The following is a 13,852-nucleotide window of genomic DNA, read 5'->3' on the forward strand; positions in this document are numbered from 1 at the left end:
CCCATGCGCACCGTCCTCGCATGCTCTGAGAGCAACGAACCAGCCCCATTGACCCGGTCGACTGAACAAAATCCCCTTACCTGCGCGCCCTCAAAAAAAACACACATGAACCGGCCATACAACACCTCCATAGCTCTCACTGTCCTATGTACGCTGGGTTGGCTGGCATGTGCCACCACCACGAACGAGCAACTGCTGGCCAACCAAGCACTACGAGAAGCACAACAGGCTTTTGACAAGGGACTACGACTCAAAGAGGCAGGGCAATATGCACAAGCAATTCCACTCATCACACACGCAACATTCACACTTCAAGAACTCCTCGGAAAAAACCACCTAGAAGTCGGACGAGCCAAGGAGTTGATGGGCAGTATCTATCGGCGACAGGGGGACTACATAAGCGCCGAGCGTCTCCTTCTGGAAGCACTCGCGATCCAAGAAAGCGCTCTGGGCAAGTCACACCAAGCTGTCTCGAACCCTCTCATCACACTCGCAAACCTGTACGCAAACCAGGGAAAACACACAAGAGCTGAATTACTCTACAAACGTGCACTCAAGCTTCGCAAAGAGACTTTCGGCCCAGATCATCCCCAAGTCGCCAAGGTACTCAACAACCTCGCAAACCTCAAAGAGACACAACAAGATTACGTTCAGGCCCAAGCACACTACGAACAAGCGCGATTGATCCTCGAAAAAAACCCTGCCGGGAACCATCAGCATGTCGCTGCTTCACTGGCAGGTCTTGCAAAACTCCACATGCGCTATGGCCAACTCGAACGGGCCGAACCTCTCTACAAACGAGCCCTTGAAACTCAGGAGCGAACACTCGGCTCGAATCACCCTGCTGTTGCCCAAGCGCTCAACGACCTCGCCAAGCTTCACGCCTCACAAAATCGCCTGGACGAAGCGCTCCCCCTTTTCGAGCGTGCGTTCACTCTTCAAGAAGAGCACTTGCGCCAGGAGATTTTTGGCCTCTCCGAAACAAGACTAGCGAACGCCCTATCATTTCTCCGCATCGACGACGAGACAATTTACAGACTCACAAAAACACACCCAGGCAACACTCGCCTTCGCCACTTAGCACTAACCACGCTCCTCCATCGAAAGGGCCGCGTCGCAGGAGAGTTCGCAGACACCTTTCGCACCCTATATCACAACTATCACAACCAAAAAGAAGAGCAGACCAAAATCTCCCTTTTACGCGCCCTGCGCGTCCAGATCGCCGAAGCATCACATTCAAGCACAAGTCCGTATATTGAATCCAATGAGGAGTCTACATTCATTCTCCCCTCCGCCTTCGACAAAAACGAGGACCATAACATCCGTTCCCGATTAATCCATCTGCGCTCAATGGCTCGTCACTATTTGCCCGAATCAGGAGAGGCCTCATCCAAAGCAGAGTTGCATGATGTTTCAAGGCTTTTGGAAAACGCCGCACAGATCCAAGAACTGGAGGCGCAACTCACAAAAATAAAAAACCAGGCAACACGTCACAAGTTCTACGAATTCCACTCACGCACAAATGAATTGAAAGTATTCAAGAAACCAGCAGAATCCGACAACGAAACAACCCAGCGACTTATTCAATCCGCCGACGAATTGGAAGAGAGACTCGTCAGAAATTCGGCGCCATTCCGCGCGAGGCTCAATCACCCATCCCCGTCGAAACTCATGGAGCAAGTGGCCATGAGAATCCCCCAGAATGGAGTGCTTATCGAGTTCGTCGTGTACGCCGACGGTCCGCTCATTCACAACCCAGGTGTTCCACCTTGGCGACGCACCGCTGACCTGCGATACCTCGCGCTAATAGTCTTTGCTATTGACCACACCTTAGCGATCGATCTAGGGCCAGCCCCCCCCATCGATCAAGCAGTCCAAGATCTGCACGACACAATGGAGCGCGAAGACAGCACCTATCTCGCCGCTGCTCGAACGCTCTATGAGCTCGTTTTCCGCCCACTTGATGAACAGCTTGAAAAGAAAAAACAGCTATTCCTCTCGACTGATGGTCAACTAGCGCTGCTTCCCTTCGCCGCACTCCATGATGGCCATCAGTTCCTGGTCGATCGCTTCAACATCACTTATCTCACCTCGGGCAAGGACATGCTGCCAAGAACGGAGAGAGCCACCCCTGCTCAATCGGTCGTCGTCCTCGCCGACCCCAAGATCAGCACGCTCTGGCCGCCACTCCCGGGCGCACGAGAAGAAGCCAAGGCTATCCAAGACTTGCTACCACACGCACGATTATTGCTAGGTCGCGCGGCCACCAAAAAAGCGCTATTGAATTTGACGACACCAGGGGTGTTGCACATCGCGACCCATGGTTTCTCCAGGAAGTATGCCGGAGAAGCAGCCACCACACGCGCGGCGGTCAACTTCGAACTTGGTGGCGAAGGGTTTCCCTCGAAGCCTGCGGCCGATCCGCAATTACGATCGGGGCTGATATTGGCGGGCGACTCCAAGCCAGCAACACATCCCGAAACCGTCCATGCTGACGATTCTTGGGTGACAGCCATGGAACTGGCCAGCCTGAATCTATGGGGAACGCAGTTGGTGGTGTTGTCGGCGTGCGACACCGGACAGGGTGATGTCAAGCTCGGACAAGGCGTCTACGGACTGCGACGCGCGCTGGTGGTAGCAGGTGCGCAGACGGTGGTAACAAGCTTGTGGAAGGTCAACGACGAGAAGACGCATCAACTCATGGAACTTTACTACCGTAATCTTCTAGAAGGTCAGGCGCGCGTCGCGGCCCTACACTCGGCAATGCGGACGCTGCGCCAGACTCAACCACATCCTCGCTTCTGGGCACCCTTCATCGCTATTGGTCAGGACACGCCCCTTCAAGGACTGCTCCCACCTGACCAGAATCCAACACCTCGCGAGGAGCATTAAGAAGACGCGCGGGAAATATCAGCGTCCGATCAATGCCATGTACCCTGACGTATTCCTGCTTGGTCACTCAAAGCGGAGTACAGGGATGGTCAATGTGCTCGAGGTGCGATTCCACCACCGACGATCCTGAACGAATGTCGCCCCCATCACCTCAATCGAGCGCCGTCGCGTTGAGCAGGTCCCGCAGCCGGATGATCTCCCGCTGGAGCGAGGTCCGCGCCTCCTCGCTCCGGCCAATCGCCTCGGCCATGGCCTGGGGCACCTTGGCCGCGCGCTCGCGCAACGCGTGTCCCTCGGGCGTCAGCGTGATGTTGACCACCCGCTGATCCTTTCGCGGAGTCCCCCGCCACCCGCGCCGCCATCGCCCAGGCGAACGCGGCGCTCAAGGCGGCGTTTGGCAAATTCCAACGAGGCCTTGGGTCACCTGCCCTGGCGCAGGGCCTCCGCGGTCGCCACGTCCGTGGTTTCGTAGCGCATCTCGTCCTCGGGGACATGGCCTCCGAAGGCCCTGTACACCGTGAGCACGTCCGGGGTGAAGCGGATGCCCATCATCAAGCCCGAGAATATTTCCGCCACGGTCTCCAGTGGCCGGTCCGAGGCGTAACTCGAGACGTGAGCGCTCAAGTAGCGCTGGAGCCCTCGGTGAAAATCCCTCAGGTACGCCGCGGACGGGCACATATCGAAGAGACGCCACATCGGGCGGATCCTGGGCTCCCGCAACTCCTTCTCTCCCTTGCCACTCACGATGGGCAAGACAGCCAGCGCGAAGTAGTGCGAGGGGGCGAGCAATTGGTGAAAGACGTGGCCAAACTCGTGGAACACGGCCGTCAGCGTCCTCAACCGAACCTTCTCCGCCTCGCTGCAACGAAGGTACCTGTAGAGATAGTTGGCGATGATGCCGGTGTTCGTGGGCTGTGTGCCCCAGATGTCGATGCCCAGGAAGACCGAGACCTTGCGCTGCCCCAGCAGCTTGTCCTGGATGACGTAGCCCGCGCTTCCCCTGGCGGTGTCGACGAGGATCTCGACCGGATAGTCGCGCAGCCCAAGCGACGGGCACTGGTCGAGGCAGCTCATCGCCGTGGCGAGGATGCCCTTGAGCCGCTGATAATCCCCAGCCGGAACCGACACGTGCCGGATGACGCGATAGCTCAGCGCGCCAGCCGTCAAGGTCTCCGAGGCGGTCCCGCCCTTGAGCATGAAGGTGCTCGCACGCTCATGCCAGGTGTCCTTGAACTGCTCGACGAAGTTCAGGCCGATCTCCCGCTCCTGCATCCGCTGGATGCTCAGGGTCCTGGCTCCGGTCGTAGCGGGGCCTACATCAATCTTGATCGAACTCATCGCGGTGACGGCTCCTGATCGCGGGGGCGCTTTCTCTACCACGGCGGTCCAACGCGAGGGCCGCGGGGGGCAGCTCCCCATCGGGAGCACAAGGCGACACGGGAAGCTGATAGGTAGCGGTGCGATGGCCACCGCCCACCACCTCGAGGATCACCGCGCCGCGCTGACGGGGCACTGCTACCGCATGCTGGGCTCGGTCGCCGAGGCCGACGACGCCGTCCAGGAGACGATGGTGCGGGCGTGGCGCAACCTGGACCGGTTCGAGGAGCGCTCCTCCCTGCGCACCTGGCTCTACCGCATCGCCACCCGGGTGTGTCTGGACGCGCTGAGCGAGCACTCGCGCCGCATGCGCCCCATGGAGACGGGTCCCGTCGGCTCCATCGACGACTCGCTCGCCACCCTGCCCGGCTCTCATTGGATCGAGCCCATTCCGGACGCGCGCGCCCTGCCCTCGGATGCCGATCCGTCCGAGCTCGTGATGCTGCGTCAGAGCATCCGGCTCGCGTTCGTGGCCGCGCTCCAGCACCTTCCCCCCCGGCAGCGCGCGACGCTGCTGCTGACCGAGGTCCTGGGCTGGTCCGCCGCCGAGGTCGCCGACAGCCTCGACACCTCGGTCGCCGCGGTCAACAGCGCCCTCCAGCGGGCCCGGGCGACGCTCGCCACCCATGACCTCACCCAGGCCCGCGCGCCGCTGTCCGACACGCAATCCACGCTGCTCGACCGGTATGTCGAGGCCTTCGAGCACTATGACGTGGACGCACTCACCCGGCTGCTCCACCAGGACGCGACCCTCTCGATGCCGCCCCACTCCCTATGGCTGCGCGGGCATGAGCCGATCAGCGCCTGGCTGCTGGGGCGGGGCTCGGGCTGCCGCGGCTCCCGGTTGGTGCCGACCGCGGCCTGCGGCTCACCCGCGTTCGGGCAATACCGGCCCGGAGGGCCGGGGGGTGGCCACCTGCCGTGGGCGCTGATCGTGCTCGAATTCTCGGGAGAGCGGATTTCCGCGATGAACTTCTTCCTCGACACCGAGGCGCTCTTCCCGCGCTTCGGCCTTCCGGCGCGACTCGCGCCCTGACGATTTTTTGAGGGGGGACCGATGAGTTCTCCCGTCCAACGGCGTCCATTCGTCCAAACACCCCAGGAGGCACATATGGCCACGACCCCGTCCCGCATGATCTTCGTCAACCTGCCCGTCCGCGACCTGAAGCGGTCGGTCGAGTTCTTCACGAAGCTCGGCTTCACGTTCAACCCGCAGTTCACCGACGAGAAGGCGACCTGCATGATCATCAACGAGCAGGCGTTCGTGATGCTCCTCGTCGAGGAATTCTTCAAGGGGTTCACCCAGAATCAGATCTGCGACACGCGCACCCACACCGAGGGTCTCTTCGCGCTCTCGGCCGGCAGCCGGGCCGAGGTCGACGACCTGGTCAACCGCGCGATCGCGGCGGGCGGAAAGCACGCGGCCAAGCCTCAGGACCACGGCTTCATGTACGGCTGGAGCTTCTACGACCTCGACGGGCACCACTGGGAAGTGAGCTGGATGGACCCGGCGACGATCGCGAAGCAGTAGCCAGAAGTGTCAGGCAGACTCCTCCGGCTCGGTCCTTGTTCCAGGCCCGTAGCCGAGAGGAGAAACCATGAGTGAAGAGCGCGGAGTCCTCGTTGCATCCGAAGCAGGCATCTCCATCCGAACCGTCCGGGACGTGACCGACGCCATCGGTGCATGCTTCGGGGCGGAGGGAATCCTCTTCACCGAGGAGGACCTCGCTCCGGAGTTCTTCAACCTTCGCAGTGGGTTGGCGGGTGAGTTCCTTCAGAAGTTCGTGAACTACCGGCTGCGCGTGGCGCTCGTCGTGCCCCACCCGGAAACCCACGGCGAGCGCTTCAAGGAACTCGCCTACGAACATCGATCGCACCCCCTGGTGCGATTCGTTCATTCCCGGGCGGAAGCCGAAACCTGGCTCCGAGGTTGACGCATTCATCCGAGGGGGACGGCCTCCCCTTCGATGAGTTCTACACTCGGTGAATCTCCGGACAGGAGCAGCGACATGAATCAAGCCGTGAATCCGTTTCACCCTGACCTGAGACGCGCCGCGCGCCTCATCCCGAACATCACGGTGACCCGGCAAGTGCTCGCCGTGATGCGCTTTCTCGCCCGCTTCCAACCGAAGCCCCGCGTCCCCGAGGACGTGGCCGTGGAGGACACACGGGTGCCCGGGCCCGCGGGGGCGCCACCGGTGCGCGTGCGGACCTATCGCTCCCGGACCATCCAGGGACCGACACCGGCGCTGCTGTGGATTCACGGTGGCGGGTACATCCTCGGCCAGCCGGAGATGGACGATTTTCTCTGCATCGACTTCGCACGTGAGTTGGGCATCCTCGTTGTCTCCGTGGACTACCGGTTGGCTCCCGAGCACCCCTTCCCGGCACCGCTGGAGGACTGCTACGCGGCGCTGCGATGGCTCTTCACCCAGGCGGGGACGCTCGGCGTCGTCCCCGAGCGCATCGCCATCGGAGGGGCGAGTGCTGGCGGGGGGCTCACGGCCGCGCTGGCACAACTGGCGCATGACCGGAAGGAGGTCCGGCCCACATTCCAGCTGCTCGTCTACCCCATGCTGGACGACCGCACGACGACGCGCACGGACATCGACGGCACGAGCCACCGCTGCTGGAATCAGGGCAGCAACGTGTTCGGTTGGAGGTCCTACCTGGGACACGAGCCGGGGAGCGCACAGGTGCCGGCGCATGCCGTGCCCGGGCGGCGCGAGGACCTGTCGGGACTTCCTCCGGCCTGGTTGGGCGTGGGCACCTGCGACCTCTTCCATGACGAGGATCTGACATACGCCGGGCGCCTGAAAGCCGCGGGCGTGCCATGCGACGTCTCCGTGGTGCCCGGCGCCTTTCACGGCTTCGACGTCATCACCCGCGACGCCGGAGTCGCACGCGACTTCCGTGGGGTCTACGCGGCCGCGCTCCGCCGAGCCCTGTTCACCACGCGGGATTCCTAAATGACAATACCCCTTTGGGGGTAGTGGCCGCAGGGCGCCCTGGGGTTCTGAGGCGAAATCGAGCGAGTTATCATTCCAGGGAAACGATCTGGGGCGTCCTCGCCTCGGACCCTGGAGGGCCTTCGCGATGAACCGCATGCCAACCTTCAACGAGCAGGAATGGCTCGCCTTCGAGTTGATGCACGCACTCATCGACTCCTGGACCTTCTCGCAGCTACATGAGTCCACGGAGACGGGGATGGTGAAGCTCTTTGGTGCCGACCATGTGGCGCTTTGCCTCATGAGTCCGGAGATGCCCACGGGTTTCCATTGGAAGGCTCGAACCACGGGGCACTTCCTCCAGGACTACTACCAGTGGTACCAGGATGACTTCGTCTTCCGCCAGCTCTCGCGACAACCCAACACGGCGTTGAGCGACACGGAAATGCTCGAGGGACAAAAGGCAGAGGACACCGAGACGTTCCGACGCAGCCGTGAGGCGGATCTGCGGCTGCGCCACGTCCTGGCTGTCTTGATCGCACCCGAGAGCCAGGAGGGCCAGGGGGCGGTCGCGCTGTACAAAGACACCCCGAAGCCCTTTTCGGAGGATCAGACGCGCTTCTTGCAGATGCTCACACATCCCATCAAGAGCGCCTTCCAGAACGTCATGCGTTACACCTCGCTGAGCGCTCGTCACCAACTCCTGGAGGCGCTCTCCAACCAGGCGTCCGCGTGTCTGGTCCTGACGGAGCACGGGAAGGAGATCTTGCGAACGGAGCCCGTCACCCCCCTGCTGGAGCGTTGGTTCCCCTGTTCCGCACTCAACGCTTCGGGGATCCCACACGAGTGGGTGGAACGGTTGACCGAGCTGGTTCGGGTGGATGGGCGCTCCGACCCGGGCAGACACACCTGGCGCGCCCAGGGTCTGGATGCCGACCTGAAGGTGACCTTCCATCGAATGCCTCGCATGGAACGCGGCCAGTTCTGGGAAATTCGAGTGGAGGAATTCATACTCCTGCCTCATGAATGGCGACGCCGCCTGACCAGGCGGCAGGTCGAGGTGGCCTTGTGTCTGTTGCGCGAGCGGTGCACGGATGAAGAGCTGGCCAGACTGCTCAAGGGAAACAGGAAGACATTCTCGGCTCAAACGGTCAAGAAACACCTGCAGGCCATCTACAAGCGGGTCGGCGCGGATGACCGGATCGACTTCATGACCCGGGCCCTGAGTCCCTGAACAACTCCAGCGCCGAAGCGGCCCACTCCCTCACCAGGACCGCTCCGGCACTCCCCCCGGCAGTTCCCACCTGGAAGAGAGAATGCCGGGGCTGGGCGGTGATGTCTGTACCCCTTAATGGGTAGACGCCGCCGTCTCCGCGAACAGGCCCAGGTAGAGAACACGCGTGGTGCGCGCGGACAGCAGCAGCGCGGATTGCTCCTCCCGATCCTCCAGTGGACTCAACACCGACGCCAGTTCCGCCACATGCCCGATGTCCGCGCTCCCATGCGAGCGCAGGAAGGTGACGGCCTTGCGGATGTTGGGAATGATGCCAGTCGCGAGCATCCGCTCCACGGCCCGGCTGGCACGGTGCACGGACAGGTACTCCAGGACGTAGGCGGTGCCGAGGAAGGCCTCGGGTCTGCCACAGCGCGAGGTGAAGCGGTTCCAGGCGATGTAGGCGGTGACAGCGGGGTTGGGCACCGTGCGCTCGACCCGTCCGGCCGGCCAGCCCAGGTTCTTCAGGTCCGCCAGCAGCCAACGCTCATGCCCATGCTCCTCGTCGGCTTTGCGCAGCAGCAACTCTCCCAGTTGCACATGCCGGCCCTGATTCTTCATGCGCTGCCCCGCCTCGGCCAACAGCGGCGTGCTCCACCGCGCGTAGTGGTACGTCTGCACCAGGTAGTTGGCGTAATGCTCCGTGTCGACACTCCCCTCGAAGAGCCGCCGGGCCGCGGGGTTCGCGTCCAACTCCCGCAGCAGCGAGCGCGCTTCGTGCTCCAAGGCGGTGATCCAACTCATGGGGGAATGGTTTCCGTTCTGGGTGTGCATGGACATCTCCTGTTCAGGCCTCAAGAGGAGGACCGTGGGGGGTGTGAAGTGGACGTGATGGGATGGGGACGGGTGACTCGTCTCAGGCGTGCGAGGCCTGGACAGTCACGGCGTCGAACAAGGCCAGGGTGCTGGCCGGAATCTCATTCAGCGCGACGACAAGCGGCAGCGAGAAGCGGCGGAAGCCCGCGTCGTAAAGCGGCTCGGCGATGAAGCGCGCGCCCACCTTGCGAGAGAAGAGTGACAGCACCGGAGACAGCCGCAATCCTTCGAGTTGTCCCCGGTGGGCACGTTCCCGCTCGTCGGGAGTATAGACAGGCGTGCTCGGAGACTCCGGCGGCCTGGGGCTGGAGAGAGCGCGCGCACGCCACTGGGTGCTCAGCAAACCTCGGTGGGCCGCCACCAGGAAGAGGATGCGCGCGTCCTCGGCGGAGTCCGTCTCCATGTTGGCGGATGCGAGCCAGTGCGTCACGCCCAGGCGGCGGCTCTCCTGGTAGACCCCGGCTTGCAACCACAGGAGCGTTTCACCGCGGCGCCAGGCATTGAGAACGCAGAACCGAGTGATCTCGGCGAACACCTGGCCCGCTCCGCCCACGTCCGACAGCTCCACCTTCCGCTCCAGATCAATGCCCAGCCGTCCGCCGGTGAGGCGCGCCACCTCGGGGTTGGGCAACAGCAGCCGGGAGGTCGCCACCGGCTCGTCGTCCGCATAGACGATGATGTGCACGGTGGTTTCCAGGGTGTCGAAGCTGTTCACCTCCCGAGGCACCTTCACGAGGGCTCCGTCGAGCATCCCCAGTTCCCGGCCAAAGACATCCCATCGGATGCGCACCGCGTCGTCGAGTTGCCGCTGGGTGGTGGCAACTCGGTAAGACAGAGTGGTCATGCTTCCCCTCGCTTGAAGCGACATGGCCCCGCGCCGTGTCTTCTTCCTTTCCTTCGTCGCCGAGGGGCGGAGTTCGCCGGGGCTTCTGCTTTTTTGTCGTGGGCCTGCCCGTGGGGAGAGCGCTGAAATGGCCTTGCCGATGAAGCCCCTGGGCTGATTGCGGCGCACCCCTTTGCCAACTACGGGGGTTCCGCCACCAAGGCCCGCATGGCGGCGTGTTCGGTGTGGGGCCTGGCGGGGACGTGGGGGGGCTGGGGCCGCGTGCCGCGGTGCCGCTCGAGCCAGGACACGAAGTGTGGGAACACATCGCGGTCGCAGTGCTTGCCCATGAAGACGTCCTGGTGCCCATAGCCTGGCAAGACGCGCAGGGAGTGCCGCCCGGGAGTGATGGACTCCAGCCGCTCGTGGCAGACGATGTTGGAGTGGGTGAAGACGTGATTGTCCTGGCCCGTGACGAACAGCACGGGCGTCTGGATGTCCCTCGCGTGCTGGAAGTAGTCGTCCGGAAGGTGCCGGACGGCGGGCCTGTCCGGGTCGTACTTCACCGCGCCCCCCGCCCTCACCATCTTCCGCACATGGCGGTAGTAGTGGAAGCCCGTGGCGCCGTAGAGGTCGCCGCCTCGCTCGTGGGTGACCGGGTGCAGGTTCTCGTGGTGGTAGAGCGCCGGAAAGCCCGTGCCCCACATGAGACTCAGCATGTGGCACGCCGGCACCTCGCACTCGCGATGGAAGAGGCCGCTCAGCTTCACCAGCATCTTGTTGCGCGACAGTCCTCCCTCCTCGGCGGCCGCGGCGTTGAGGTAGGCCATGCCTCCGAGCTGCTCCAAGAGGAAGGGCGACAGCGCCAGCTTCACCTTGGACCAGCCCGGAACACGCGGAGTGAGCGCCACGCTGTTGGCGATGACACTGGCGATGCCCGTCACCGCCTTGCCGAACAGGCTCATCATGAAGGACACCGCCCCCAGGCAGTGGCAGATGACGTGGACGCGCTTGCCGAAGCCCACCACGGCGCGCAGCCTCTTCAGGGCCGCCGGGTAGTCAAAGGCAGCGATGTCATCCATCGTGAAGCGGTGGCGCTGGAGGTTGTACGGATGGCGGTTGCTCATCCGAAAGTCCAGCGTCCACACGTCGCCGAACCCGTGGTCCAGCAGATAGCGCACCAGGTTGTAGTGCTCGGGCATGATGAACATGTCCGAGGACGTGGTGAGCCCATGGATGAGGAGCACCACGTCGTCACTGGCGGCGCGGTGGAAGCGCAGCATGCTCAGGCCCAGCTTGTCACGGGTGGAAAACGGATGCGTGGTGATGTCCGCGTCTGGGACACCCTCCAGCGTGTAGAGAGGAATCTCCCGGCGAAATGGCTGCATCTGGCGGCTCCCCGCCCAGAGGTGGGGCTGAATCCCTGGGACTCAGTGATGGAGAGGGCTCGGCGAAGGTGTGATGCCCAGGGGGACGGCTGCTGGCAGGTCGTCCGTCCGAGTGCTCCCCAGCTCCGGACGCCCGAAGTCCGCGCCTGGACACCTGGAGGCCTCGGGCTGACACACCCATGACCTGCCCGGAGTAAGAGCGGGGCATGGCCCTGCGAGAGCGCATCGAGATCCTTCTGTTCGACGGGGAAGTGAAGCCACGGTTGCGCGGTGTGTCACACGCGATCGCGTTCGTGGCGGCGCTCGCCGGATGCGCCTTCCTCGCCATGGCACCCGCTCAGGGCATGCGGCATCTGGCCGGCATCGTGTTTGGCGTCACGCTCGTCCTGATGTTCGGCGTCAGCGCGATCTATCACTGCCCCAACTGGAGCCACGCCACCTACCAGCGCCTGCAGCGCTGCGATCACGCGGCCATCTATGTCGTCATCGCGGGCTCCTTCACGCCCATCGCCGCCCTGGACTCGGCGGGAGGTTGGGGTTCCCAGCTGCTCTGGGTCATGTGGACCGCGGCACTCACCGGAGCCGGGCTCGCGCTGATGGGCCACTCGGGGCCGCGAGGGCTGCGCTCGCTGCTCTATGTCGTGCTGGGACTGGTGTCCGTCCCCGTGATGCTGCGGCTGCCCGGCATCATCGGCTTGGCACGGACCGGATGGCTCACATTCGGGGGCGCGCTGTACGCCGTGGGAGCCGTCATCTACGCACGCAAGTGGCCGAATCCCCTTCCCTCCCTCTTCGGCTACCACGAGATCTTCCACCTCATGGTCGTCGCCGCGGCCTCCGTGCACTACGCCATCATCCTCGACGTGCTGCGGGGAGGTTGAGGCCCACGGGTCCGCTTCCCGGGGAACTCTGATAGGCACTGGAGCGCCATGATATAGCACTCCCATGTTCTTCCTTTCACGACGGGTCGCCTCCTCCGCCTGTGTGTCGTTGAGCTTGTCGCTCCTGGGCGGTATGGCCCTGGCCTCCGAGCCCACCACCGGGGCCGGGCCCCGCCGGATCACTCCGGTGGGCGGGATGTTCAGCATCGAGTTCCCCGGGGAGCCAACGTGCGACCCGAAGGCGGAGCTGCCGAACTGCCTCTATGAGGATGCCACCGAGGGATGGATCCTCCAAACGTCGTACTCGACCGCCGAGGTCTCGGGCTCACCCGCCGAGTTCCTCCGGAAGCACCTGGCCGCGAACGCGGAGGAAGGCCAATTCCGGATCGACCACCAGGAGGCCACCCAGGTGGGCGGGTTTCCCGCGCTCGATTACCGCTTCGAGTCCAATGACGGCTCGGAATATCTGTCGGTGGGACGATTGGTACTCATCGGCACGCAGCTCGTCGACATCGAGGTGGGTGGCGACACGCTGCCCGACGAGGACACGACCGATCACTTCCTGAGTGCCTTTCGCGTGGAGAACCCGCCCGCCACGCCCCAGGCCCTGGCGCAACCGGAGCCAGAGCCCCAGCGAGTCCCCGCCGTCCAGGCGTCCCCGAGTGTCCAGGCGGTCCCCGCGGCCCTGCCCTCCCTCACCGCGCAGTTCCAGGCGTCTCTGCTCAAGCCGGGAGTCCTCCGGTACCAGCGCCTCCAGGAGAAACTTCCCGGCGAGGGGATGCCCTCGAACTTCTCCGTGGGCACGACGCAACGCACCACCCAGCGCAAGCGCGACCTGAAGCGCGACGCGCTCGTCATCACCGAGACGGGCCGCACCCCGGCGGGAAAGTTCGAGAACCGCTATTGGATCGACGCGAAGACCCTGCTGCCCTACCGGTGGACGGGCAAGTCTCCCGGCGCCTCGATGAAACTGGAGGTCATCGAGGGCACGCTGCGCGGCGAGCGCACGGGCGCCCACGCGGCGAAGTTCGACGCGCCCGTGGGCGACACTTCGCTCCTGTTTCCGGGGGCACCGCTGGAGCTCGCGCTCTCCACGCTGCCCCTGGCGCGAGGCTTTACCGGAAACGTCCAGGTGCTGGATGTGGAGGGACTGGCCAACGGGAAGCCTCTGTCCACCTGGCGGCTCTCCGTGCCCTTCGCCGGTCCGGTCGCGGGGCTCGCGAACTTCAAGTCAGACGTCGCGAGCTACAAGGTCGAGCTGATCGAGCACACCGAGGACAAGGAGCCGCGGAAGATCAGCTTGTGGATCGAGAGCGAGAAGGCGCGCCGCGTGCTCCAGGTGGAGGCATTGACCCCCGCGTCGCGAGGCGGTGACCGGAGCATCCAGACGCTCCAGGCCCAGCGCTGAACGAAGCCGTGGGGTCGCGAGAGGGACCGCAAATGGGAGGACGTCC

General features: G+C 63.7%; 13 protein-coding genes. 8 read left to right on the top strand and 5 right to left on the bottom strand.

The window, feature by feature from the left end; genetic code table 11:
• The first annotated feature begins 105 nt into the window (after positions 1 to 105).
• Positions 106 to 2,892 (top strand): CHAT domain-containing protein, encoded by a 2,787-nt coding sequence (locus MEBOL_RS10635; protein WP_170115479.1) that lies wholly within the window; start codon positions 106 to 108, stop codon positions 2,890 to 2,892.
• 151 nt (positions 2,893 to 3,043) lie between these two features.
• On the opposite strand, the gene MEBOL_RS41035 is transcribed toward MEBOL_RS10635, so the two are convergent.
• Complete coding sequence (locus tag MEBOL_RS41035) at positions 3,044 to 3,211, bottom strand: hypothetical protein (RefSeq protein WP_157774868.1); 168 nt, start codon at positions 3,209 to 3,211, stop codon at positions 3,044 to 3,046.
• A gap of 101 nt (positions 3,212 to 3,312) precedes the next feature.
• On the bottom strand, positions 3,313 to 4,230 hold the full coding sequence (locus MEBOL_RS10640; protein ID WP_095977318.1) for a hypothetical protein: 918 nt from the start codon (positions 4,228 to 4,230) through the stop codon (positions 3,313 to 3,315).
• A 124-nt stretch (positions 4,231 to 4,354) separates the two neighbouring features.
• Between MEBOL_RS10640 and MEBOL_RS10645 the strand changes: the two genes are divergently transcribed.
• From MEBOL_RS10645 to MEBOL_RS10665, 5 genes are all read left to right on the top strand, one after another.
• Positions 4,355 to 5,305 (top strand): sigma-70 family RNA polymerase sigma factor, encoded by a 951-nt coding sequence (locus tag MEBOL_RS10645; RefSeq protein ID WP_095977319.1) that lies wholly within the window; start codon positions 4,355 to 4,357, stop codon positions 5,303 to 5,305.
• A 75-nt stretch (positions 5,306 to 5,380) separates the two neighbouring features.
• A complete protein-coding gene (locus MEBOL_RS10650) occupies positions 5,381 to 5,800 on the top strand; it encodes a VOC family protein (RefSeq protein ID WP_095977320.1) in 420 nt (139 codons plus the stop codon).
• Between the two features lie 67 nt (positions 5,801 to 5,867).
• The gene (locus MEBOL_RS10655) at positions 5,868 to 6,203 is read left to right on the top strand and encodes a DUF4180 domain-containing protein (RefSeq protein WP_095977321.1); all 336 of its coding nucleotides are present in this window, start codon (positions 5,868 to 5,870) and stop codon (positions 6,201 to 6,203) included.
• A gap of 75 nt (positions 6,204 to 6,278) precedes the next feature.
• On the top strand, positions 6,279 to 7,238 hold the full coding sequence (locus MEBOL_RS10660) for an alpha/beta hydrolase (RefSeq protein WP_095977322.1): 960 nt from the start codon (positions 6,279 to 6,281) through the stop codon (positions 7,236 to 7,238).
• A gap of 127 nt (positions 7,239 to 7,365) precedes the next feature.
• Complete coding sequence (locus MEBOL_RS10665; protein WP_095977323.1) at positions 7,366 to 8,451, top strand: helix-turn-helix domain-containing protein; 1,086 nt, start codon at positions 7,366 to 7,368, stop codon at positions 8,449 to 8,451.
• 114 nt (positions 8,452 to 8,565) lie between these two features.
• Here the strand turns inward: MEBOL_RS10665 and MEBOL_RS10670 are convergent, their stop codons facing one another.
• The 3 genes from MEBOL_RS10670 to MEBOL_RS10680 all read right to left on the bottom strand — a co-directional run bounded on the left by MEBOL_RS10670 (position 8,566) and on the right by MEBOL_RS10680 (position 11,517).
• On the bottom strand, positions 8,566 to 9,264 hold the full coding sequence (locus tag MEBOL_RS10670) for an iron-containing redox enzyme family protein (protein ID WP_095977324.1): 699 nt from the start codon (positions 9,262 to 9,264) through the stop codon (positions 8,566 to 8,568).
• An 82-nt stretch (positions 9,265 to 9,346) separates the two neighbouring features.
• Entirely contained in the window at positions 9,347 to 10,150 is an 804-nt protein-coding gene (locus tag MEBOL_RS10675) for a GNAT family N-acyltransferase (RefSeq protein WP_095977325.1), read from the bottom strand.
• 179 nt (positions 10,151 to 10,329) lie between these two features.
• Positions 10,330 to 11,517 (bottom strand): alpha/beta fold hydrolase, encoded by a 1,188-nt coding sequence (locus MEBOL_RS10680; RefSeq protein WP_095977326.1) that lies wholly within the window; start codon positions 11,515 to 11,517, stop codon positions 10,330 to 10,332.
• 206 nt (positions 11,518 to 11,723) lie between these two features.
• Here MEBOL_RS10680 and trhA point away from each other — a divergent pair, with 206 nt between their 5' ends.
• Positions 11,724 to 12,398 carry a PAQR family membrane homeostasis protein TrhA gene (trhA, locus tag MEBOL_RS10685; RefSeq protein WP_095977327.1) on the top strand — a complete coding sequence of 225 codons (675 nt, stop codon included), beginning with the start codon at positions 11,724 to 11,726 and terminating at the stop codon, positions 12,396 to 12,398.
• A gap of 64 nt (positions 12,399 to 12,462) precedes the next feature.
• The gene (locus tag MEBOL_RS10690) at positions 12,463 to 13,806 is read left to right on the top strand and encodes a hypothetical protein (RefSeq protein WP_157774869.1); all 1,344 of its coding nucleotides are present in this window, start codon (positions 12,463 to 12,465) and stop codon (positions 13,804 to 13,806) included.
• The last annotated feature ends 46 nt before the right edge of the window (positions 13,807 to 13,852 follow it).

It is taken from the genome of Melittangium boletus DSM 14713 (assembly GCF_002305855.1).
GTDB classification, from domain to species: domain Bacteria; phylum Myxococcota; class Myxococcia; order Myxococcales; family Myxococcaceae; genus Cystobacter; species Cystobacter boletus.